General features: G+C 37.1%; 27 protein-coding genes. 18 read left to right on the plus strand and 9 right to left on the minus strand.

Features of this window, described 5'->3' with window-relative positions; all coding sequences use genetic code 11:
• Positions 1-229, minus strand: a 229-nt coding sequence (locus AC3WJG_RS17580) for a molybdopterin-guanine dinucleotide biosynthesis protein MobB (protein ID WP_492588439.1), incomplete at its 3' end; no start/stop codon positions are given.
• A 254-nt stretch (positions 230-483) separates the two neighbouring features.
• Between AC3WJG_RS17580 and panE the strand changes: the two genes are divergently transcribed.
• Together panE and AC3WJG_RS17590 are read left to right on the plus strand one after the other, a co-directional pair.
• On the plus strand, positions 484-1,413 hold the full coding sequence (gene panE / locus AC3WJG_RS17585; protein WP_098249894.1) for a 2-dehydropantoate 2-reductase: 930 nt from the start codon (positions 484-486) through the stop codon (positions 1,411-1,413).
• The gene (locus tag AC3WJG_RS17590; RefSeq protein ID WP_334035975.1) at positions 1,413-2,213 is read left to right on the plus strand and encodes a GIY-YIG nuclease family protein; all 801 of its coding nucleotides are present in this window, start codon (positions 1,413-1,415) and stop codon (positions 2,211-2,213) included. Before panE ends, AC3WJG_RS17590 begins: the two co-directional genes overlap by 1 nt.
• Before the next feature lie 50 nt (positions 2,214-2,263).
• Here the strand turns inward: AC3WJG_RS17590 and AC3WJG_RS17595 are convergent, their stop codons facing one another.
• Positions 2,264-2,575 (minus strand): hypothetical protein, encoded by a 312-nt coding sequence (locus AC3WJG_RS17595; RefSeq protein ID WP_016763842.1) that lies wholly within the window; start codon positions 2,573-2,575, stop codon positions 2,264-2,266.
• 243 nt (positions 2,576-2,818) lie between these two features.
• On the opposite strand from AC3WJG_RS17595, the gene AC3WJG_RS17600 reads away from it, so the two are divergent.
• Genes AC3WJG_RS17600 through proC form a run of 4 tightly spaced genes read left to right on the plus strand, consistent with a single transcriptional unit; the run spans position 2,819 to position 5,593 of the window.
• Positions 2,819-3,706, plus strand: coding sequence for a 5'-3' exonuclease (locus tag AC3WJG_RS17600; protein ID WP_098249892.1), 888 nt, complete (start codon positions 2,819-2,821; stop codon positions 3,704-3,706).
• A gap of 46 nt (positions 3,707-3,752) precedes the next feature.
• The gene (locus AC3WJG_RS17605) at positions 3,753-4,100 is read left to right on the plus strand and encodes a YojF family protein (protein WP_013056714.1); all 348 of its coding nucleotides are present in this window, start codon (positions 3,753-3,755) and stop codon (positions 4,098-4,100) included.
• Between the two features lie 23 nt (positions 4,101-4,123).
• A complete protein-coding gene (gene bshB2, locus AC3WJG_RS17610; protein ID WP_028408785.1) occupies positions 4,124-4,786 on the plus strand; it encodes a bacillithiol biosynthesis deacetylase BshB2 in 663 nt (220 codons plus the stop codon).
• Between the two features lie 3 nt (positions 4,787-4,789).
• Entirely contained in the window at positions 4,790-5,593 is an 804-nt protein-coding gene (gene proC / locus AC3WJG_RS17615; protein ID WP_028408784.1) for a pyrroline-5-carboxylate reductase, read from the plus strand.
• 154 nt (positions 5,594-5,747) lie between these two features.
• Here proC and AC3WJG_RS17620 read toward each other — a convergent pair whose 3' ends face one another.
• Positions 5,748-6,146: a thiol-disulfide oxidoreductase DCC family protein gene (locus AC3WJG_RS17620; RefSeq protein ID WP_028408783.1), complete on the minus strand. Its 399-nt coding sequence runs from the start codon at positions 6,144-6,146 to the stop codon at positions 5,748-5,750.
• Between the two features lie 149 nt (positions 6,147-6,295).
• On the opposite strand from AC3WJG_RS17620, the gene AC3WJG_RS17625 reads away from it, so the two are divergent.
• Positions 6,296-6,862: an RNA polymerase sigma factor gene (locus tag AC3WJG_RS17625; RefSeq protein ID WP_025752052.1), complete on the plus strand. Its 567-nt coding sequence runs from the start codon at positions 6,296-6,298 to the stop codon at positions 6,860-6,862.
• Entirely contained in the window at positions 6,859-7,620 is a 762-nt protein-coding gene (locus AC3WJG_RS17630; RefSeq protein ID WP_028408782.1) for an anti-sigma factor, read from the plus strand. Before AC3WJG_RS17625 ends, AC3WJG_RS17630 begins: the two co-directional genes overlap by 4 nt.
• Positions 7,621-7,662: 42 nt before the next feature.
• On the opposite strand, the gene AC3WJG_RS17635 is transcribed toward AC3WJG_RS17630, so the two are convergent.
• Entirely contained in the window at positions 7,663-8,097 is a 435-nt protein-coding gene (locus AC3WJG_RS17635; protein ID WP_013082862.1) for an Hsp20/alpha crystallin family protein, read from the minus strand.
• Positions 8,098-8,326: 229 nt separating this feature from the next.
• Here AC3WJG_RS17635 and AC3WJG_RS17640 point away from each other — a divergent pair, with 229 nt between their 5' ends.
• Positions 8,327-8,707 (plus strand): replication termination protein, encoded by a 381-nt coding sequence (locus AC3WJG_RS17640; RefSeq protein WP_013056721.1) that lies wholly within the window; start codon positions 8,327-8,329, stop codon positions 8,705-8,707.
• Positions 8,708-9,081: 374 nt separating this feature from the next.
• A complete protein-coding gene (locus AC3WJG_RS17645) occupies positions 9,082-9,360 on the plus strand; it encodes an AbrB/MazE/SpoVT family DNA-binding domain-containing protein (protein WP_025752053.1) in 279 nt (92 codons plus the stop codon).
• An 86-nt stretch (positions 9,361-9,446) separates the two neighbouring features.
• Here AC3WJG_RS17645 and AC3WJG_RS17650 read toward each other — a convergent pair whose 3' ends face one another.
• Entirely contained in the window at positions 9,447-10,820 is a 1,374-nt protein-coding gene (locus tag AC3WJG_RS17650) for an MATE family efflux transporter (protein ID WP_337134054.1), read from the minus strand.
• 220 nt (positions 10,821-11,040) lie between these two features.
• Here AC3WJG_RS17650 and AC3WJG_RS17655 point away from each other — a divergent pair, with 220 nt between their 5' ends.
• Complete coding sequence (locus tag AC3WJG_RS17655) at positions 11,041-11,793, plus strand: SDR family NAD(P)-dependent oxidoreductase (protein WP_060747407.1); 753 nt, start codon at positions 11,041-11,043, stop codon at positions 11,791-11,793.
• A 31-nt stretch (positions 11,794-11,824) separates the two neighbouring features.
• Here AC3WJG_RS17655 and AC3WJG_RS17660 read toward each other — a convergent pair whose 3' ends face one another.
• Positions 11,825-13,336 carry a phytoene desaturase family protein gene (locus AC3WJG_RS17660; RefSeq protein ID WP_028408779.1) on the minus strand — a complete coding sequence of 504 codons (1,512 nt, stop codon included), beginning with the start codon at positions 13,334-13,336 and terminating at the stop codon, positions 11,825-11,827.
• Positions 13,337-13,472: 136 nt separating this feature from the next.
• On the opposite strand from AC3WJG_RS17660, the gene AC3WJG_RS17665 reads away from it, so the two are divergent.
• Together AC3WJG_RS17665 and AC3WJG_RS17670 are read left to right on the plus strand one after the other, a co-directional pair.
• Positions 13,473-14,576, plus strand: a complete 1,104-nt coding sequence (locus AC3WJG_RS17665; protein ID WP_028408778.1) for a glycosyltransferase family 2 protein — start codon at positions 13,473-13,475, stop codon at positions 14,574-14,576.
• Positions 14,519-15,031 (plus strand): glycosyl-4,4'-diaponeurosporenoate acyltransferase CrtO family protein, encoded by a 513-nt coding sequence (locus tag AC3WJG_RS17670; protein ID WP_225049700.1) that lies wholly within the window; start codon positions 14,519-14,521, stop codon positions 15,029-15,031. Before AC3WJG_RS17665 ends, AC3WJG_RS17670 begins: the two co-directional genes overlap by 58 nt.
• Positions 15,032-15,033: 2 nt before the next feature.
• Here AC3WJG_RS17670 and AC3WJG_RS17675 read toward each other — a convergent pair whose 3' ends face one another.
• The gene (locus tag AC3WJG_RS17675; RefSeq protein WP_028408776.1) at positions 15,034-15,486 is read right to left on the minus strand and encodes a hypothetical protein; all 453 of its coding nucleotides are present in this window, start codon (positions 15,484-15,486) and stop codon (positions 15,034-15,036) included.
• Between the two features lie 669 nt (positions 15,487-16,155).
• Between AC3WJG_RS17675 and ltaS the strand changes: the two genes are divergently transcribed.
• The 3 genes from ltaS (at position 16,156) to AC3WJG_RS17690 (ending at position 20,074) form a co-directional block, all read left to right on the plus strand.
• Entirely contained in the window at positions 16,156-18,093 is a 1,938-nt protein-coding gene (gene ltaS / locus AC3WJG_RS17680) for a lipoteichoic acid synthase (protein WP_013056729.1), read from the plus strand.
• 166 nt (positions 18,094-18,259) lie between these two features.
• A complete protein-coding gene (locus tag AC3WJG_RS17685; RefSeq protein ID WP_028408775.1) occupies positions 18,260-18,904 on the plus strand; it encodes a 5-bromo-4-chloroindolyl phosphate hydrolysis family protein in 645 nt (214 codons plus the stop codon).
• A 24-nt stretch (positions 18,905-18,928) separates the two neighbouring features.
• Positions 18,929-20,074, plus strand: coding sequence for a toxic anion resistance protein (locus AC3WJG_RS17690; RefSeq protein WP_337134053.1), 1,146 nt, complete (start codon positions 18,929-18,931; stop codon positions 20,072-20,074).
• Between the two features lie 46 nt (positions 20,075-20,120).
• On the opposite strand, the gene AC3WJG_RS17695 is transcribed toward AC3WJG_RS17690, so the two are convergent.
• A complete protein-coding gene (locus AC3WJG_RS17695) occupies positions 20,121-20,696 on the minus strand; it encodes a DUF8580 domain-containing lipoprotein (RefSeq protein WP_028408774.1) in 576 nt (191 codons plus the stop codon).
• Between the two features lie 21 nt (positions 20,697-20,717).
• A complete protein-coding gene (locus AC3WJG_RS17700; protein ID WP_098249885.1) occupies positions 20,718-21,227 on the minus strand; it encodes a hypothetical protein in 510 nt (169 codons plus the stop codon).
• A gap of 139 nt (positions 21,228-21,366) precedes the next feature.
• On the opposite strand from AC3WJG_RS17700, the gene AC3WJG_RS17705 reads away from it, so the two are divergent.
• Complete coding sequence (locus AC3WJG_RS17705) at positions 21,367-21,510, plus strand: hypothetical protein (protein WP_013056734.1); 144 nt, start codon at positions 21,367-21,369, stop codon at positions 21,508-21,510.
• Positions 21,511-22,278, plus strand: a complete 768-nt coding sequence (locus AC3WJG_RS17710) for a polysaccharide deacetylase family protein (RefSeq protein ID WP_025752060.1) — start codon at positions 21,511-21,513, stop codon at positions 22,276-22,278.
• The last annotated feature ends 35 nt before the right edge of the window (positions 22,279-22,313 follow it).

Genomic DNA, 22,313 nt, shown 5'->3' on the forward strand with positions numbered 1-22,313 from the left:
GCTGAGTTTCAAATTGACCTTGAATAGTACAGCACACGCAGCCGTTTAGCAATTCTTTTAACGGCGTGTCTTTTTCTACTTCATTTGAGTCAATCGAAACTTGGCCAAGCTCATTCATCACAACAGCAATGTTGCGATTACGATCTTTTTCTTGCTGAAGCAGCTGTTTAAGTAACGTTGTTTTTCCACTGCCTAAAAATCCAGATAAAATGTAGATTTCTGTTTTCATTTCAGTCTCTCCTATGTAAATAACATTGTTTAAATCGAAATTTTTCCGATTACCGATTGGTAAATAGTATATCCAAGAGGGGATAAATATCTAAGAGTAAATTTTTATGCTTTTTTGTATTCATTATAACAACTTTAAAAGCGCTATGGCTATCTTTTGTAAAAAACTCAAAATACACAATGAAATAAGAATATTATAAAATTTCAAACTAGCTGTGCTACAATAAAGGAAAAAGAAAAAGGGGAGCAAAAGTTATGCGAATATTAGTTTTAGGCGCAGGCGGCGTTGGAGGTTACTTTGGAGGCAGGCTTGTGGAAAAAGGAGAGGATGTGACTTTCCTTGTCAGAGATCGCCGAAAAAAAGAGCTGGAACAAAATGGACTTGTTATCAAGAGCATACACGGTGACTTCACTTCACCTGTACAAGCTATTACAAAATCTGAGATGAAAGAGCCTTATGATGTTATTTTGTTTACAACTAAGGCTTATCATCTTAAACAAGCAATTGAGGATGTGCGTCCTTTTATAGGGAATCAGACAGTTGTCGTACCATTGTTAAACGGTATGGCTCACGTGGGTCCTTTACAAGAAGCTTTTGGGGAAGAAAAAGTCATTGGGGGACTGTGCTTTATTGAGACGACGTTAAACAAAGATGGAGATGTCGTCCAGACGAGTCCTGCTCACAGACTTGTATTTGGTGAATTTAAGCAGAAGGAAACAGAAAGATTACAACTGATTGAGCAAGCGTTCAGTGGTACAAAAGCTTCGTTTGTAAAAAGTTCATATATTGAACAGGATATGTGGCATAAGTATTTATTTATTACGGTTATGTCAGGCATGACCACTCTTATGCGCGCACCTGTTGGCCCAGTGCTAGCGGCAAAAGGAGGGCGTCAATTCGTACAAGAGCTTTTTAAAGAAGTTGAAAATATTATGATGGCATACGATGCACCATTAGCTGAAGGGATTATTGAACAGCATATGAATACGATGGACAAAATGACGTATGACATGAAGTCATCGATGCAGCGTGATATGGAAAAAAGTTCTCAAATTGAAGGAGACCACCTTCAAGGATATTTGCTGACATTAGCTGAAAAATCGTCTATACAAGTACCCCTTCTTCAAACTGTGTATACGCATCTAAAAGTGTATGAAGAAATGTTAAAAGGTTATCAAAAATAATGACAGCGAAAATTGATTTAGCAGTCATGCAGGTACTGCAGAAGCTGCTAAGTACAGCAGAAATAGGACAATTGCCTTCCGCTCCCGGCATTTATTTTTTCTTCGATAAACCCGGCAGGCTTTTGTATATCGGAACAACGACAGGCTCTCTATTAGAAAGAGTAAGAGCTCACGTTGCAGGAAAAGGCGTTAGCAACACAAAAAAATTTCACAAAGAGATTTGTACTGTTGGATATATTGAAGTTCATGGATTAAAAAAAGAATTGGATATGCTAAGAACGATGCTTGTAAATGGTTATTTTCCAAAATACAATAAACAAGATGTAAAAAGAGAAAATGAATACGACATTTACACCGTTCACGGTAGAAGCCTCAGGGATACAGGAGTTGATAAGAAAAAAGCCTCCAAGCGAAAAACGGTGCTAAAGCCAACGTTAAAAGAGATAGAGATTCGTCAAGAAAACAGCGATATTACATATGCACGAGTCGCAAATATGAATGCTGAAGATCGAGTGAAAAAATTGTGGTCTTGTCAAGAAGCAGGAGCGCAGCTACATCTTCCGGAGTCGAAAGTGTTAGCAATAAGTGACCGGCTCTTAAAAGAGCAGTATACATTTCAGCGAGATATGAAAAAGAATATGATGTTTACGATGCGGGATTTAGTTGTTATTCAAGTGTTGTTAAATTTAAATCCGACCCATGATTTGAAAAAACGAGAAATAAAGGAAGCCATCAGTTTAGTGCGTAAATTTGGCATAGAAGAAGCTCTTCGCATCTCTGAAAAATTACTCAAAACGTAATAAAATCCATGATCATTGTGATCATGGATTTTATCATTTATCATTCACACTTAAGCTAATTCGTCAATAACTTTTGGTAGAGCCATAATGGAAATAACGCAAAGTGAACTGACAACTTGATGCATTTCAAAAATGGCAATGATGAATAACATCAGTGATATATATAATTGAAGGCCTTTTAATCCCCATGGCTTGCGATCGAAAAAAAAGTCGCTAAGTACAAATACAAAGAAAATGAGCGAACTGAACAAAATAATCATGGATGTAGACATGGAACGATCATAAGCAATGATAAATAACAAAGCGAGAAGCGACACAACAGATATAACTTTTAATGTTTTAATCATCGTGTTTTTATTCACTTTTTTCACCTTCATTTGTAGGATTGATCTTTCATCCTCATTTTATAGGATAGTCAAAAGTTCTAAAAGTCAAACGAATAAATCATAACAACAATTTAACATCTTTATACTACATTTACATTGAGAGAAAAAAATGGGCGTGTTTTGAGCTTTGTGCCCTTCATTGACGCGTGCAAAGAACAAGTGCTATAGTATGTTTGCTCTAAAAGCTAAAGGAGCAAAGTTTTCAAAGGACGTGACTATGTGAACGAAACACTATTAGTAATTGATGGATTTAATTTATTAAGCCGCTGTTATTTTGCTACTTCTTATGGCAGAGATGAAGCAGCGTTGACAAGAAACAGTAAGGGCCAATTTACGAATGCCCTGAGAGTAACGATTCAAAAAATGCATGCATTGATTCACCAATATGAGCCAACCCATATTTTCGTCGCTTGGGATGTTAAGCGGGAGGATACAAAACGTAAAGATACATACGCCCTATATAAGCAAACAAGAGCAGAGCTGCCTGAGCCGCTGATTCAGCAGTACGAAACGTTAAAGCAGTTTTTTGACACCGTCGGGATTTATCAAATGTCATTGTCTTCTTATGAAGCAGATGATTTAATCGGCGCACTGGCAAATAAGTGGAGCAAAGAAAAGCAAAGCCCAGGATATATTTACAGCAACGACCGAGACTTGCTTCAGCTCCTAGATCAACATATTTCGCAAATTATTGCTAAAAAGCAGGTGGGAGATCTTGTTTATGGCTTTAAGCACTTTCAAGAAGAATACAATATTCATCCTCGTCAATGGGTGGACGTAAAAGCATTGCTTGGTGACAAATCTGACAATATTCCGGGCGTTCCTGGTGTAGGAGAAAAAGCCGCACTGCCTCTTATTCAACAATATGGCTCTATCCATGAAATTTATGCACAAATTGAACAATTAGATCCAGCTTTTAATCGGTACAAAAAAAAGCTGGTCGAAGGAAAAGAACTAGGTATGCTTAGTCGTGAACTTGCTGAGATTATTATAGACATTCAAGAAATCAGCATGTTAGATTGGAAAGTATTAACATTTATGTATGATTATGAACGATGGAATAAAGAAATTCAAAGTCTAGAACTAAACATTAGGATTCGCTCATGATTTTTAGTACAATACAATTTATGAACATGAGAAAGGAGTAACAAGCGTGCAACCAATTCATAAAGAAACAGTCCAAAAAAAAATACAAACATTTTTAAATAAAGACGTATATGTACACCTTGAAACGACAAACGGTGCATATGCTTCACACGTAAATGAAAAAGTAATGACAGTTGGGGCTTTTATTCGCAATGGTAAAGTCACTATTTCAAACGGAAAGATAACTGGAGAAGGTCCTTATCGTGTAGGTCTTCAAATTGACTTAGGATGGATTTATGCAGAGGGACTAACAGATTGGGAAATTGATGAAGAAGGCCGACTTCTTCTAGCTGGGCATGACTTTGAAGGTCGTTTAGCAGTTGCCCTTCAATTAAGTGAACATCCGTTTTCATAACAGAAAAGAGAGGAGAATAGAACATGGAAGAAAGATTATTAATTGTATTTCCGCATCCTGACGATGAAGCATATGGAGCAGCAGGAATGATCACGCAAGCGAGACAAAAAGGAACGCCCGTTACATATGCCTGTATTACGCTAGGTGAAATGGGACGAAATATGGGTAGACCGCTGTTTGCTAACCGTGAAACTTTACCCCAAATCCGAAAAAAAGAACTTTTAGATTTAGCGAACGTTTTAGATATTCAAGACTTGCGTATGCTAGGGCTTCGTGATAAAACGCTGGAATTTCTTGATATTGATGTTTTTGCAGATAAAATTGAAGAAATCATTAACGATGTAAAGCCGACTCACATTTTAACGCATTACCCTGGCTTTGCGGTACACCCTGATCATAATGCTACAGGAGCAGCTACGATTCAAGCAGTAAAACGTATGCCAAAAGAAAAGCGTCCGGTAGTTTGGTGTCATGCGTTTTCAAAAGATCGTATTGAACATATTGGAGAACCAGATGTTATTTTTGATGTAACAGCGATGAAAGATAAAAAAATTGAAGCGTTAAAAGCCCATCGTTCTCAGACCGAAGGAATGATGAACGCAATTGACTTCGACCGCTTATCTGACTATCCGCAAATGGAACGTTTATTAACTAGAGAAGAATTCTGGACATATAACTGGGAGTAACAGATGAAAAAACAGCGAATTTTATTTATTGGAGCAGGACGAATGGCTGAAGCTGTAGCGGCTGGTTTGGTTACGAGCAGCGCTGACAGTATTGAGGCAGTGGTGATGTCAAACAACGGAGATATTGAGCGGTTACAGCGTGTTGAAAAAACGTACGGCGTACAAACGACGCAAAATTGGCGCCAAGAAGTTGACAATTCGGATGTTATTATTTTAGCGATGCCTCCTGAAGCCCATCCTTCCGTGCTCAAGGAACTTTCGACTCATTTAAATCAACAATTTGTTGTAACGTTAGCGGCAGGAATTGGTCCGAGTTACTTAGAAAATCACCTTCCGCAGGATACGCCTGTCGCTTGGATTATGCCAAATACAGCTGCTATGATTGGACAATCGATGTCACTGTATACACTTGGAACTTTTGCCACAAAAGAGCATAAAGAAGTGCTTCACATGATTTTAAAAGGAATTGGTGAAGCGCATGAGTGTTCAGAGAAAGAAGTACATGAGCTAACGGCTGTAACTGGCAGTGCACCTGCGTTTTTATATTATTTTGCAGAATCGTTAATTGATGCAACTACTGCTTACGGTGTAGATGAAAAAACAGCCAAAGATTTAGTTATTCAAATGATGTATGGCTCTGTACAAATGCTGCATGAAACCAAAGATCCTGCGTCTTTAAGAGAGCAAGTAACAACTCCAGGCGGCGCTACTGCCGAAGGGTTAAAAGTGATGAAAGAACAGGACTTCTCTTTAATAATGAAACAGGCAATTGAAGCAACGAATAAAAAAGCAATGGGTGGAAGTTAAAAAACTCGTACAACCATATGTTAGCTGAAAAATCCGAACTATAGTTCAGCATTCTTTCATTAGAATGTTGAATCAGTTCGGATTTTTTAATGAATAAACTTCCTTAACATACATTCCTCTTTGGAACTGTTTTTTCTCTATGTCCCAAACTTTTTTAGTCATCAACAAACCGCTTTTTCATATCAGAAGTTGGGAGCATGCAGTGCTGCTGTTTGCCAAACCACTTATATCGGTTGCGAGCGATCCAGTTGTATACTATATCTCGAATAGGTGCAGGAATGATAATGAAAGCATATAAAAATTTAACGGGTCCATCTAAGCGCTTAGCGATTTTTAAAGCAGCCGTTGATTTTACATATCTTTGTTTTCCATGAATATATACAATGCTGTCTAATTGCTCAGGAAGTAAGCCGTGAGAGGCTAGCTGCTGCTTTCCGAAATCTGATTGAAGAGAAGCGAAAGAAAACAAAGCTTGTTCATCATGTTTAATAATATATTGAACACTGCTATTACATAAATTACATATACCATCAAAAAGAATTAAATGTTTCATTGGACGATTTCGCTCCTATTCCATAAAAAAAGTATAATTACTTGTTATTTTTGAAAAATAAAGGTACGTTTAAAAGATGTGAAAGTGATCCAAATTCAAAGGTAATTCGATTATATAATAAGGACTCATAAGAGTTAAAGGAGAAGGGTATGAAAGAGCAAAACGACGTTGTCTTATACAATAGAATAAAAGAACGAGACAAAAAAGCCCTTGAACTGCTGTATGACAAGTATGAGCGAATTCTTTATTCGTTTATATACCGGTTAACAAATAGCTCTGATATTGCTGAAGAAGCTGTTCAAGAAGTATTTATTAAGCTGTGGAGAGGAAAAGGAGTTTACAGCGATGAAAAAGGGAAGTTTTCATCATGGCTGTTTACGATTACAAGAAACACCGCGATTGATATTGTAAGAAAAAGAAAAAACGATCCTATTTTCTCAGAAGAAATTTTTGATTTTATTGAAGATGATCATCCTCAGATTGACGAGCAGCTTCAGTGGAAAGAAGAACAGCAGAGAGTACGGCACGCCGTATCAAAATTGTCTGAAGACCAAAAAAAGATTATTCAATCCGTTTATTTTAAGGGATTAACGCAGCAAAAAGTAGCAGAAGAGCAGCAAATCCCATTAGGAACAGTAAAGGGTAGGGTGCGATTAGCGTTGCGGAAATTAAAAACATATTTAGGTACTGATGCAGAAGGGAGAGCTGATTCATGAGTATGTGCAATAAACTAATTGATTACTATAATGATCAGTTGACTTCCCATGAGAAAAAAGAGTTTGAAATGCACTTGAAAAACTGTCAAAGCTGTCAAGAAGAACTAAGAGAGCTGGAGGAAGTTCTTGGAGATCTAACGTATTTGACACCAGAACAATCTCCTCCGCCAGAAATGAAACAGCGAATACTTGCGAACGTATTTGAAGAAGATCAAGATGAGACAAAGAGAGAACCAATCGCTTTAAAAAGTGAAAAACAACATGCTGCGTCTAAGAAATCAAATAAAAAGTCTATCATTATTGGATTAGCTGCGGCACTTCTTTTATCCCTTGCAGGAAACAGCTACTTTCTGTTGAAAGATGGAGACAAAGGCAAACAAGAGCCAAATGTTTCGGTTGCTCCTCAAAACGAACCTCTTACATCTGAAAAAACAATGAAGCTGCAGGCAGAGCCGAACGTTTCTGGCGAAGCAACAGCATCTCTTACGAAAAAAGGTGGAAATTTAAATGTGGTTATTCAAGCGAATAACTTGAAAAACGTAAAGGGGAATGAAGTCTATCAGGTGTGGCTCATAAAAGGTGATAAGCCTCATCCGGCAGGTGCTTTTGTAACAGATAAAAATGGAAACGGGACAGTGGTCTATACGATGAGCCAAAAAGAACAGACTGAAAAGTGGGATGTTATGGCGATTACTTTAGAACCGAACGCGAATAATAAGACGCCAAAAGGAAACATTGTGTTAAGTTCAGCGCTCTAACAAAAACCCTTCTGCTAACAGAAGGGTTTTTGTTACGTGCAGTTAATCATCTTCAAATTGTATGGCAATGGTTTGGTCATTTTCTATCTTATTCAGTCGAATTTCCAATAATCCATTTTTGTACTTAGCGCGAACTGGTTCGTCTGTGTAGTGAAAAGGAAGTTTGACCGTGCGAGAAAATACGCCTGTATGGCGCTCGTTGAGCTTTAACTTTTGTTTAGAAGCTTCATAAGCATAAGGAACGTTCCCTTCAACTGTTAATATATTTGCGTCCAACTTGATTTGAATGTCGTTAGTTGAATGCAGTCCAGGAACCTCAACGACGATAATGCCTTCTTTATCGGTTTCATATAAGTCGACGTTTGGAAATCGCTTTGGTAAGATGTGATTTAAATCGCTCCAAAAGTGATTTCCAAGCATATCTTCTACCTTATGCTGAATCGAACCCCAATCAATCTCTTCATATTTTTTACTCAAAGGAACCCCTCCTTATATTCACGTAAATTCCTTCTATATATATGAAAAAAAGAAAATTCAATGCCTGCTTACAAAGAATGAGAAAAACGCGTAAATAAGTGAAAAAATGTGAGAAAAAAAAGAGATTTTGAGTGAAAAAGAAGGATTATGTAGAATAAAAAAAGTATAATTACGTATAGAGCTTTCTATTTTCCTGAATGAAAGCAAGTATGTGAAGGAGGAAGTTGAGATGAGAGAAAAGCGTACATCCAGTGGTTTTCTATTAAAACAACGTGCTTTCTTAAAATTATATATGATTACGATGACAGAACAAGAGCGTCTGTATGGCCTTCGGTTATTAGATGTGTTGAGAGATGAATTTCGCCCTTTTGGGTTCAAACCTAATCATTCTGAAGTATACAAAGCCCTTCATGACTTGATTGAAGACGGTGTCCTCAAACAGGTGAAGCGTAAAAAAGAAGGAATGAAGCTTCAAGAAGTGGTTTATTATACATTTACAAATGAGGGAGAAGAGAAAGCTAAACTATATAAAAAACAATTAAAAGTAGAGCTGGAGCGGTGTGAAGCTATGATTCAAAAAGCTATTCGTGACAACTTCGGGTCCAAATGAACGTGTCTTTAGTTAGAAAAGACACGTTTTTTCTATAGCTGATTTTGTCGTCTTATGTCGGAATAAAAGTTATAAAATGGGTACAAAGTAGTGTAAAAGATGGATATATAGTTATATTATGGATAAAATACACACTTTTAACATATATGGATGAATTCGATTTTAAAGATTATGTACTATTCATAAATAGTGTACGAATTGATATGATACAAAGTGTATATAAATCTATTTAATGCGTTATTTGCCATATTTTAAGAACTTATAAACCGTTATCAGACCATCATTGAAGCATTTTGGTTTTAGCAACTCTGACGAATTTGACTAGATTTGTATCGAGAAGATATTATTTGTTTACTATGAAAGGAATGGATTTTATGAAGTCTACAGGAATTGTAAGAAAAGTAGATGAATTGGGTCGCGTAGTAATTCCTATTGAATTGCGCCGCATTTTAAATATCAACACAGGTGATCCAGTAGAAATATATGTTGATGAAGATATTATTATTTTACAAAAGTATAGCCCGTATGGTGCTTGCTTAGTAACTGGGGAAATTACGCGCGAAAACTTAACCTTTGGGAATGGAAACGTTGTGTTAAGTAAAAAAGGTGCGGAACAGCTTTTACAAGAGTTAGAGCGTACCTTAAATAAATAAGAAGTTTTAGGCCTTAGTATAAGGAAGAGTATCAATCCATTTTTAAACAAAAAAAGAACGTTCTTTTGAGAACGTTCTTTTTTTGTTTAAGCCGTTCGAGAAGATTTATTCTCCTCTAGCAGCTGCTTTTTTTGTATTTTTATCAAACGATACGCAAGTCCTGTTGCTCCTGCAGCAAGCCCCGCAATTAGTCCAATCCAATAGCCAAACGCCTGCAAATCGGTGTATTTTGCTAAAACAATGCCTAAAGGTAGACCAATTACCCAATAAGATACCAAGGACATTAAAAAGGTAACATTTACATCCTTATATCCTCGCAGAGCGCCTTGAATAGGAGCTTGAAGAGCATCAGAAAGCTGAAAGAAAATTGCATAAATCAAAAAATGAGAAGTTAATGCGAGTACCTCTGCATCTTTTGTATATAAAGATGCTACTGATTCTCGAAGAGTAAATAAAAGACCTGCGCAAACAAAAGCCATGCCCACAGCGATAGTTACACCGATCCTGCTATAGCTTCGTGCATCTTGATGACGCTTAGCACCCGCTTCAAATCCAACAACAATCGTTAAAGCCATAGAAATACTCAGCGGAATCATATAGAGAAATGAGGCAAAATTAATAGCTGCTTGGTGAGAAGCGATTGTAATGGTATTATACGAGCTCATAAACAGCGTGACGGCTGAAAAAATACTTGTTTCGAAAAAGACCGAAAAACCGATAGGTAAACCAATTTTTAATATTTCTTTCCAAGTAGAAAAAGAGATACGGTGAAATCTCTTAAATAAACTGAAGTTAGAAAAAGGTTCTTTTTTATGAATAATTACAATGGATACAATGAGTATGCACCAATACGTAACGGCAGTTGCATAACCGGAGCCTACTCCACCCAAGTGTGGGAAGCCCAGCTTACCGAAGATTAATACATAGTTTAAAGCTACATTAACCGGAAGCCCTAAAATGGTGATAAGCATAGACGTACGAGTTTGCCCTAAAGCATCAATAAAGTTTCGTAAAACCGTATAAATAAAAAGCGGAATAATACCAAAAGATAAAGCAATTAAATACTGTTTGGCAATGCGCATTACGTTTGCTTCTAAATTCATCTCTTTTAAAATAGGATCAACAACAAAAAAGCCGATTAAAATAATAACAACGGCCATTAAAATGGAGACATAAAGCCCTTGAATGACGGAGAACGGAACTTTTTTCTTTTGATTAGCTCCGACAAGCTGTGCAACAATTGGCGTAATAGACATTAAAATTCCGCTTAGCCCTGTAAAAACAGGCACCCATAAGCTTGAACCAATCGCTACCCCTGCCAAGTCGTCTGCACTTACTCTTCCTGACATCATCGTATCAAAAAAAGTCATTGAAAACATTCCAAACTGGGTGACCAATATCGGAAATAAAATAAAAATGAACTGCTTAACTTTTTGAGACGTTGAAAACATTTGTTGCATTAAAAAACCCCCAATTTGAAAACATTTACACCAAAAAGCATTATATCACGTCGTGGCTTGTTTTTGCTAAGAGTTCTGACAATAAATTCAAAGAACGTATCCATAAAACGCACCGGTTTAAAAGGAGTAAAAAGGTAAAACAGTATATGATTTTAATTTTGACAGGCAGTGAGCTATGATAGAAAGTATAGTAATTATCATTTAACGTGGAGGGGTACGTGTGGATTTACAGTTGCAAAATAAAAATGTACTTATTACCGGCGGGTCAAAAGGAATTGGGAAAGCTATTGCTGCCTCGTTTATTCAAGAAGGAGCAAACGTTGCAATTGCGGCAAGAGGAGAGGAAGCGCTACAGGATGCACAGTCAAAATTAGAAAACGTACGTACATATACAGCAGACCTAACAAACGAATCAGACAGAGTTGCATTAATCGAGAAATTCATTAAAGACTTCGGAAGCATTGATATTTTAATTAATAACGCTGGAGGAAGTAATGGAAGCAAGGCAATGGAAACAGATTTATCCCTTTTCAAAGAAGCGATGGAGCTTAACTATTTTTCAGCTGTTCATTTGAGCAAGCTAGCAGCAGCTCGTATGACAAAAGATGCGGCAATCGTTAATGTGACGTCTATTTTCGGGAGAGAAAGTGGAGGGAAAGTCACGTACAATAACGCAAAAGCAGCGCTTATCAGCTTTACAAAGTCGTTTGCAGATGAAATGATTTCTAAAGGAATTCGTGTAAATGGAGTAGCGCCGGGAAGCATTTTGCATGAAACGGGTAATTGGAAAAAAAGAATGGATGAAAATCCGGAGAAAATTAAGCAGTTTGTTGAAAACGAAATACCAGCAGGGCGCTTTGGGGAGCCGGAAGAAGTGGCAAACGCCGTTGTTTTTTTAGCATCTTCTCAAGCTTCATGGATAGTGGGTGCTACGTTAAACGTAGACGGTGGACAGTCAAAAATGAACTTTTAAAAAAAGTGCAGGAATTTCCTGCACTTTTTCATTATCCAATATCTTTTTGCATACGAGGAATCTGAAAATCTTCATTAATTGCGTCCGCTGTAAGCTGACCTGATAATGTCACCATTGGCACGCCGCCTCCAGGGTGTGTAGAGCCGCCCACAAAATAAAGGTTAGAAAGAAGCTGACTTCTTGCCGGAATTTTAAAACCTCCATTTTTCTTACGGTCAGTTGCTACGCCATAAATGGACCCACCGTTAGCACCGTAAAGCTCTTGGATATCGTTAGGAGTAAACGTATATTCAAACTCAATGCTTGAACGTAAGTCTTCTAATCCCATTGCCTCAAGCTTTTTCAATATGACTTCCCGGTAGCGGTCTTTTAATGCAGCCCAGTCGTCGCCTTCTTTTAAAGGAGGTACATGGGTAAGAACGAACAGATTTTCTTTTCCTTCAGGAGCTTGCGTAGGGTCTGATTTAGACGATACGCCAATGTAAATTGTCGGATCCATGGCTACTTGACCTTTGTTAAAGATTGTATCAAACTCTTCTTTCTGATCCTTTGAGAAGAAGAAATTATGATGTTGAAGCTGCTTGTACTGTTTGTTAACCCCTAATAAAAGAACAAGGCCAGAAACAGTAGGCTCGAATTTAGCAAGCTGCTGAGTTTGCTTAGCTGCCTGCGCATGATTTTTTAATAAATAGCGGTAAGTTGGAATTGCTTCTAGATTAGATACCACAATATCTGCTGATAGATTCTCGCCATTTTCTAGTGTAATCCCAGTTGCCTTTGCTCCGCTTGTTGTGATTTCTTTTACCGGCGTATTTAGATGCACAGTGACGCCAAGCTCTTGAAGAAGCTTATCCATCGCTTCAGCGATTTTGTACATTCCGCCTTTTACGTAATAAATACCTAATCCTAGTTGAACGTGAGCAAGCTGTGTTAATACAGCCGGTGCATGATAAGGAGAAGAACCGATGTACATAATTAAAAAATTAAACAATTGACGCAAATGTTTGTTTGAAAAATATTTGCGTGTAGTAGCATCCATAGATCTCATTGGATCCATTTGAAGCAGTTCTTTTACCGTGTGCATCGTTCGTAAATCATGCAGTCCAGATAAACTTTTTTTATAAAAACTTTTTAAGTTCGATTCATACATTTTATTTGCATAAGATAAATAGTCAAAAAAACCTTCAATGTCTTCTGGAGCAAGTTCTTGAAGCTGCTGAAGCATGCGAGGAAGGTCACTGGTCAAATCAATTTGTGTTCCATCTTGGAAAAAAGTTCTCCACTGAGGCTCAATTCGTTCTATTGTTAAGTAGTCGTGGATATTGCGGCCTGCACTGTCAAACAGCTGCTCTAGCACCCACGGCATCGTTAAAATAGAAGGTCCTGTATCGAAAGAAAATCCTTTGCCGCTGCGAATATTTAACTTACCGCCAATTCGCTCGCTTTTTTCAACGACTGTTACATCATATCCATCAGCTGATAGACGAATAGCAGCTGACAGACCACCTAAACCTGCGCCTACAACAATTACTTTCTTTTTCATCTTTTTCCTCCTTATAAAACAAAAGCGAGTTGTCAACAATGTGTATAAAATGACTTCACGCAAAATAAAAATAGGTCTACAACTTTTTATTTTGTCCAGTTCGCTAATTTTCATACGTGAAGGAAAGGAGAAAAGGATGTCTTTTTTACTGGTTGCTCTTGTCTTGACAGCTACGCTTGTCATCACTATCCCTACATTTAAACGTGTAAAAATAGTAAGAAACAATATGTCATGTTTGTCCATTATTATTCCAGCTAGAAATGAAGAAAGAAACCTTACCTTTTTATTGCAGTCACTCCAGTTACGGAACGCTGACTTTGAAGTGATTGTTGTAGATGACAACTCAACAGATAATACTGAGAGGGTAGCCAAAGCATTTGGCGTAAAAGTAGTGCAACCGGGCGCACTTCCAGCTGGGTGGCTAGGAAAGTCATGGGCATGCTGGAATGGAGCACGAGAAGCAAAAGGCTCGGTGCTTTTGTTTTTAGATGCTGATATTACAGTAGAGAAAGACGGAATTGAAAAAGTATTTTTCTATTATCAACAGCAAGGGGGTGTGCTGTCGGTTCATCCTTATCACCTTGTTAAGAGGCCTTATGAAATGCTTTCTGCTTTATTTCACTATGTTACGTTTGCATCGATTGGCGCGTTTCACCCCTTTAAAAATTGGAAAAGTCCTTCTGTCGGTTTCGGACAGTGCTTGCTTTGCAGCGCAGCCTCCTACTTTCAAAGCGGAGGCCACGAAGGGATAAAAAAAGAAGTGGTTGAAAATATGGCGCTGGTTGAGAAAATGAACAAACAAGGTGAATTTATTACGTGTATGAGTGGACAGGGAGCTCTTTCCATGCGCATGTATCCAAATGGTATGAAAAGCCTTATAAGAGGGTGGAGTAAAAGTTTTGCTTCAGGTGCGGGGAAAACGGAAGCCATTTATTTATTTCTAGTAAGCTTGTGGCTTACTAGCATGATTAATTATATCCTTTTTTTACCGACTCTATGGAATCAACATGCAGGCTTGGCAATCAGCAGCTATGTTTGCTATGTAAGCCTCTTATTTAATAGCTTAAGAAAAATAGGTTCGTTTACCTTTTTTTCTTTGTGCTTATTTCCTATTCATATACTGTTTTTTCTGGGTCTATTCGTATGGTCTTTCGTCCAAACGGCGGTGAGAAAGCAAGTTAAATGGAAAGAACGCAGCATATCTATAGAAGAAGAAAAAAAGAAGAAAGTGATAAAATGACAGGTGCTCAGCTCTTAATTAATATCATGGCATGGTTTGTGATTCACATGTTCATCGCCTACAGATGCACAAAAATTTCTGCCTTTTATTTAAAGAAGGACCTTGCGCTGTTTAAGGTTCAAAGGTGGGAAACAGTTGGGATATATAAAAAATTCGGGGTGCACCGATGGAAAACGTGGCTTCCTGATGCAGGAAAGCTATTTAAACGAGGATTTTATAAAAAGAAATGGGAGAGTAGAACGAAGGAATATGCACAGCTTTTTTTAATTGAAACAAATCGAGCAGAGTTAACTCACTGGATCAGCATACTTCCTTCTATTCTTTTTTTTATATGGAACTCTCCTTCTATAGGTGTTTGGATGGTTATTTATGCGATTGTCGCAAACGTACCGTTTATCTTGGTTCAACGATATAATCGAATACGAATTCATCAAGTTGTTTTGAAACTCAAATGAAATTAATTCACGTGCCTTTGGCTCCGAGTAGGGGCCTCGTTTTTTATCTTTTTCTCCTTATTCGAAGACAATAACTTCTTGGATAAAAGAAAAAAAGAAGCAAAGGCGATATAAATACTAAAAAAGACTAAAAACCCCCATAAACCTGCTATGGCATCATCAAATTCCATATTGCCCCGAGTGGTAATTCCTTGCTGAATTTCAATGGCAAAAACTAAGACAAGCATAACGGTAAGGGTATAGATAAAAGAAATAGCTGTAATACTAAATTTCCACTTTGACAATAATTTAAAGATCATATAAACGCTTAAAAACGTGAGAAGTCCAATAATACCAATAATCCAGAAGTGAAGTTCTTTATCTGAAAGAGAAAATCCTAGTAAATAAAAAATATAAATTAATCCGTCGTGCAATACATTAATAATATTTGTAATGAAAACAATACATTCTTTCATTTTTTCTCCTTTATAAAAATGTAAGACGTTTAAACTTCTAGGTATACAAGCATGCATAGCCCATACTCATTCCAATTTTATATAAAAAATGCACTTTCTAGATCAGACGTTAAAGAGATCTGAAATTTCAAATAATATTTATAATTTATATTATAAACAAAAAGGTAAAAAAATAAAAATTTTCGATGCAAACTGACACATTTTTTTCAAATTTAAAGAAAGAAATAACTCAAAATATGTGGTTTACTGTAGAAAGAAAAGAAAATAAGAGGTATTGATATAACAAATATTCACAAGTGCTTCTATGCATTCTCTTGTAAAGGAGAAGGAAAACTAAGGCAAGTGTTAAATTTATATGTATAGTGGACAAAATAAAAAATAAATATAAAATAGTGAAACTTAAAGAGAAGCTGTCCGTATTAAATAGTGAGAAGAAAAAAGCATAGGAAACATTTGTGTTTGAAAGCCGATATAGCTGGGAATAAGAAAGTAGTTATTTTCTCACGTTTGGTGAAAATTATACGTAGCGGTGTTGACAATTTTTTTTAAAGAGTTAAAATGTGAAAGAACAGATTAGCTCTCTTACATTTTTTGTAAGAGAGATTTCTTTTTACATTTACTATAAAAATAAAAGTGAGCTTAAATTTCAATAGAGACAGAGGTGGGAATATGAAACAGCTCATGACAAACGGTAAAAATATTTTTTCGAAACAGCTGCCGTTATTTCTAATTGCAGTTTTGTTGTTTTGGATTAAAACGTATACCGTTTATCGTATCGAATTTAACTTAGGGCTAGATAATTTTATGCAAAAGTTCTTACTTTTCATAAACCCAATTGGTTCGGCAATTTTCTTTTTTGCCATTGCACTACTATTTAAAGGGCGCGGAAAAGTACGAGCACTGCTTGGAATGAATTTTTTACTTTCATTCATCCTGTACGCAAATGTAGTGTACTATCGCTTCTTTAATGATTTTATTACTGTTCCTGTATTGACTCAGTCAAACAACTTTGGTCAATTAGGCGGCAGTGCCATGGCTTTAATTAGCCCAACTGATATTTTATACTTCACAGATTTCTTTATTCTTTTAGTTTTAGTACTATGGAAAAAAGTTGACTTACCAGCAACGATTAGTCGACGTACTGTGACAGGTGTATTTTTATCAGGGATTTTATTCTTAAGTGCCAACATCGCACTAGCGGAAATGGATCGTCCTCAACTATTAACAAGAACATTTGACCGCAACTATTTAGTAAAATATTTAGGAACGTATAACTATACGATCTATGACATCATCCAGAGCTCGAAATCTTCAGCACAGCGCGCGCTAGCAGATAGCAGTGATGTGGCTGAGGTAGAGAACTATGCAAAAGCAACATATGCTGAGCCGAACAAAGAATATTTCGGTCAAGCAAAAGGCAAAAACGTCATCTATATTTCATTAGAGTCACTTCAGTCATTTATGATTGGTTATAAGTTAAATGGTGAAGAAGTAACGCCATTCTTAAATTCACTATTAAAAGATCAGAACACAATGTATTTCGATAACTTCTTCCATCAAACAGGGCAAGGTAAAACGTCAGATGCTGAATTCATGATGGAGAACTCATTATTCGGCTTACCTCAAGGTTCTGTATTTACAACAAAAGCAAATAACACCTATCAGTCGCTGTCTGGTATTCTAGATCAGCAAGGCTATACAACATCTGTGTTCCACGGAAATGGAAAATCGTTCTGGAACCGTGACGAAATGTATAAATCAATGGGTGTAGAAAAATTCTTTGATTCAGCTTATTACAATATGTCAGACGAAGATACGCTGAACTATGGTTTAAAAGATAAACCATTCTTTAAAGAATCAATGCCGTACCTAAAAGGCTTAAAGCAGCCATTTAGCGCGAAGTTCATTACGTTATCAAACCACTTCCCTTATCCGCTAGATAAGGAAGACCAAACGATTGGACCTCACAATACGGGAGATAAGTCAGTTGACCAATACTTCCAAACGGCTCGTTATTTAGATGAATCAATCAAGCAATTCTTTGAGGATTTACAGGCCTCTGGCTTAGCAGACAATACGATGGTCGTGATGTACGGTGACCACTACGGTATTTCTGAAAACCATAAGCGTGCAATGGGCAAAGTAATGGGTAAAAACATCAATGATTTTGAACAAGCTCAGCTGCAGCGCGTACCATTATTTATTACTTCACCAGGCCTTAAAGGCGGCGTAAATCATACGTATGGTGGAGACGTAGATGTTCGTCCAACAGTGATGCATTTATTAGGTCTTGATACAAAAGACTATATTGACTTTGGTACAGACTTATTATCAAAAGAACATCAGCAAGTTGTGCCTTTCCGTAACGGTGACTTTGTTACACCTAAGGTAACAAAAGTTGACCAGAAAGTGTATGACAATGCAACGGGCAAGCAGCTTTCAGATAAGGAAGCGAAACAGTACGATAAGTATGATGAACTAGTTAAGAAAAAGCTAGAACTATCAGATAAACTTGTTTACGGAGATTTACTCCGCTTTCATACACCAGAAGGGTTCAAACCAATTGAACGCTCGAAGTATGATTACAACAAGCGCGAAGATCAATAAAAAACAGGCAGCTTTTAATAGCTGCCTGTTTTTTTGTTTTGTGAAACCTTTAAAGGTTTTATCCGTATATAAATTATAACAGTAATCGTTTTAAGAGACGGGAAGACAATGGTATAATATGTATACGTTTAAAAGTTCGGTCACATTTGAGATAGGAGTGAAAGCGATGAAAGTCGTTCGAATCATAAAAAAGATTCTTGCCATTTGGGTAACAGGAGCAGTAGCCGTTCCGGTCAGCTATTTTGGATTTAGTACCACGATGATTCAATCCTTTGGCATTAGTATAGGAGTAATGGTCGTGATGAGCCTGTTCTTTATTATAAGCAGTGCTCGACGTCATTATCAAAATCCGTATAGAGAAGAAATTGCATACGTTCGTCATCAAGTAAAAGAGGCAAGAAAGCAATTAAGAACCATTGGAAGCTATCGTTTTAAAATTCGGTCTGTTCATATGTGGACAGAACTTTCTAAACTATACAAAGTAGGTAAAAGCATCATTGAAATGGTAGAAAAAGAGCCCGCACGTTATAAAGATGTTCAGCCCTTTTTTACGAACTACTTACAATCAACGGTTACCGTCATTGAAAGGTATATGTTTTTATTATCAAAACCAACGAAAAGCATAGAAGTCAAAGAAAGTCTTCATGAAGCGGAAGACATGCTGCGCGGGTTATCAGGGAAGTATGAGCATTTATTAACAAATGCTCTTTCACAAGATAAGCTGACATTAGATGTAGAGCTTAAAGTGCTAAAACAAGCATTTGAAGAAGAGCAGCCGTATATACCGACAGCTACTAATCGCACAAAGTAACGTAAATGCAAAGGATGGGATTTTATGATGAAAGAATATAATCAGAATCAATCGTTAGATGCGCTGCTTGATGATCCTTTTGCGTCGCCTACCCCGCAGGTACAATCGGACTCTCGCGCTGCAAAAAGAAACACATACGATGATTTGACACCGGAATATCAGGAAAAAGCACAGAAAATCGCAAATCAAATTGATTATAAAAATCAGCAGGCTATCTTACAGTACGGGATAGCAGCTCAGTCAGAACTATCTCAGTTTTCTCAATCTGTGCTACAGCATGTGCAAACGAAAGATACGGGACCAGTAGGAGACGTTATAGGAGATTTAATGAGTAAGATTCGCCAAGTGAATCCCGATGATTTTTCTGCAAAGAAAAAAGGAGTTATCGGTCGATTGTTTTCAGGAGTCTCTAGGCCTATTCAAAATTTATTAACAAAATATCAAAGCATTAATGTTGAAATTGATAAAATTGCAGATAAGTTAGAGCGCTCAAAACAAATGCTGTATCGAGACATTACGATGCTAGATAGCTTATATGATAAAAATAAACAGTTTTACGAGGCGCTTAACGTCTACATTGCAGCGGCAGAATACAAGTTAGTGGCGCTGCAGAATGAAACGCTGCCCCAGCTTCAGCAAACAGCATCTCAAAAAAATGACTACTTGATGGCTCAGGAGGTCAATGATTTAAATCAATTTATCAATAGGCTAGAAAAACGAGTGCATGATTTAAAACTGAGCCGTCAAATTGCCATTCAAAGTGCACCGCAGATTCGATTAATTCAAGAAGTCAATCAGACCCTTGTTGAAAAAATTCAAAGCTCTATTTTAACAGCTATTCCCCTTTGGAAAAATCAAGTAGTAATCGCAACCACTTTATTACGCCAAAAGAAAGCAATGGAAGCCCAAAAGCAAGTATCTAAGACAACAAACGACTTGCTTACTAAAAATTCAGAGCTGCTCAAGCAGAACACGATTGAAGTAGCTCGTGAAAACGAGGCGGGGATTGTCGATATCGAAACATTGAAAAAAACACAGTCCGATTTGATTACCACGTTAGAAGAAGTGCTAAAGATACAAGAAGAAGGACGTACGAAGCGTACCGAGGCGGAATCAGAGCTGTATCAAATGGAAAAAGATTTAAAAACTAAACTGTTAGATATGAAATAAAGAAAAAGTCGGTTTATACACTTTGTAAACCGACTTTTTCTCTGTTTTATGCATTTTGAAGCGTTCTCGCCATTTCTAAAAACGGCGTTAAATCCCTTTCGGATTTAGGAGCAAAGATCGTTAACCGGAAAGTAGGGTGATGATTTTGCTTTCGAACGAGAAAACCGTATGCGTTACTTTTATCATCTGATGCTTTGTACGCAGCTTCTATCTCTAAGTTATGGTGAATGAGGTGCGTATCAAGGGAAGCCACTTCTGAAAAGCCAGCTCTTAAAATTTCTTTTGTTTCTTTATTGAGCTCCTTTACACTTTTATTTGAGGGAAACACTTCAATCCGCATCCACAAAGCATCATTTTTTTTGTTGTAAATGACATCTTTTCGTGGCTCTTCTTCTGTAAACTCGTATCCTTCTAGTACGTAAAGCGTATAGTTTTGATTGGTGCTTCTTTTAAGATAACCCGCATCTGTTCTGCTGCTTCCTTTGTAAGGATAGGTGAACTTTTGCTGTGGCAAGCGTTCTTTTGGAATTTCTTCTTGTGTGTTAATAAGCTCTTCACGAAAAGCAGTTGAGCAGCCACTCATCAAACATATAAAGCAAACAAGAAATATCTTTTTTTTCATAGCTGGCTTCCTTATCTATTTTCATTCATGCGTTTTTACTGAGTTCACAATTGAAATTAACTTTTTTTCATCATCAGAATTTTTAGCTGTAACCATCGTGATTTTTAAAGCAGGGTGCCCCTTTGTTTCTCTCAGTACATACAGCTTTGCCGTTTCTTTTTTGCTCCCTGATGTAGATGCAAACACAACAGGTTGAAGAAATGGGGATGCAGAAGAAATTTTTAACGATTTTCCAAACTGGTCATCAAACAATTTTTTTGAACGATCTAGATATGATTTGCTTGTACTTTCTTTCCCGGAAAGGACTTCAATTCGCATCCACGTATAGGGAGTCTTGGTTGAAAAAAGAATATCTTTTCCATCCTCTTCTTTTTGAAGCGTATATTCATTGGGCAATGAAAGAGAATATCCTTGTTCGCTTACGGTGAGCTGCTGATGTTCCTTATTGCTTTCACTGACTGCTTTAACAGAAGGCAGTATAACCATGGTTATGCTTATCATTAACAGAAGCGCTAAATAAAATTTTCGCATGTATATATCTCCTATTCAAAACGCTAGACAGCGTGTAGTTACTATAAAAAAATGTTTTCGCCATGTTAGAACCCGTAGGTTTATTTTTGACTTTTTGGTAAAGCTAAAAACACAATCAATTAGTAATGGAGAGAAGACTATGAAAAACCGTAAATCAACTTCTGCAGCTAATCGCCGTCAACAGCGCGTGTGTTTGGGTGATGAACGATTATTTGCAGTTGGTATCAAAGCGTTTATTGACAATACGCATGAATCACACCTAGACAAAAAAGGAGGTCATTGAGTGAAATGGTGCTTGTCAATTATCATTATTGTTTCCATTAATTTCTATGGTATTCAGGCGGATGCTGCAAAGAAGAGCAGATTTTATTATGAAAAAAAAGGAGATATCGTATGGGAAGTTCCCATGAAAGACGAGAAGTTAATTGCGCTTACATTTGATGATGGACCAGATCCTAAATATACGCCGACCATTTTGAATTTATTGCAAGAGTACGGTGCCAAAGCAACTTTTTTTGTAGTCGGCGATCGAGTAACATCTTTTCCCAAGCTTGCTCAAAGAGAAGTTCGTGAAGGGCATGAACTTGCTAATCATACATATAGCCATTTGAAAGTAAGGGGCCAGGAAGTAGAGAGAATTGAACAAGAAATTGAAAAAGCGGATGAACGTATACAAGCTATTACAGGAATAAAACCTTACCTGTTTCGTCCACCTACTGGCTATTATGACGATCGGGTAGTAAAAGCTGCTAAAAATCAGCAGTATACCATTATTCTTTGGTCTTGGCATCAAGATACATTTGATTGGAGAAATCCAGGCGTAGGTAAAATTGTAAGTCAAGTGCTTAACCATGCCAGGTCAGGAGATATTGTATTGTTTCATGATACGGGAGGAGATCGAACCCAAACCATTGAAGCATTAAAACAAATTTTGCCGAAGTTAAAGGAAGAGGGGTATAAATTTGTAACGGTCTCAGAACTTTTAAAACATCACCCCAATTATAAATCTCTTTATTTGATGCAACAGCAAAAACAGCACTCCGTTCAATAATCGGGTGCTGTTTTTCTCGTAAAGACTTTAACCAA

The organism is Priestia sp. FW507-14D1A (assembly GCF_058781295.1).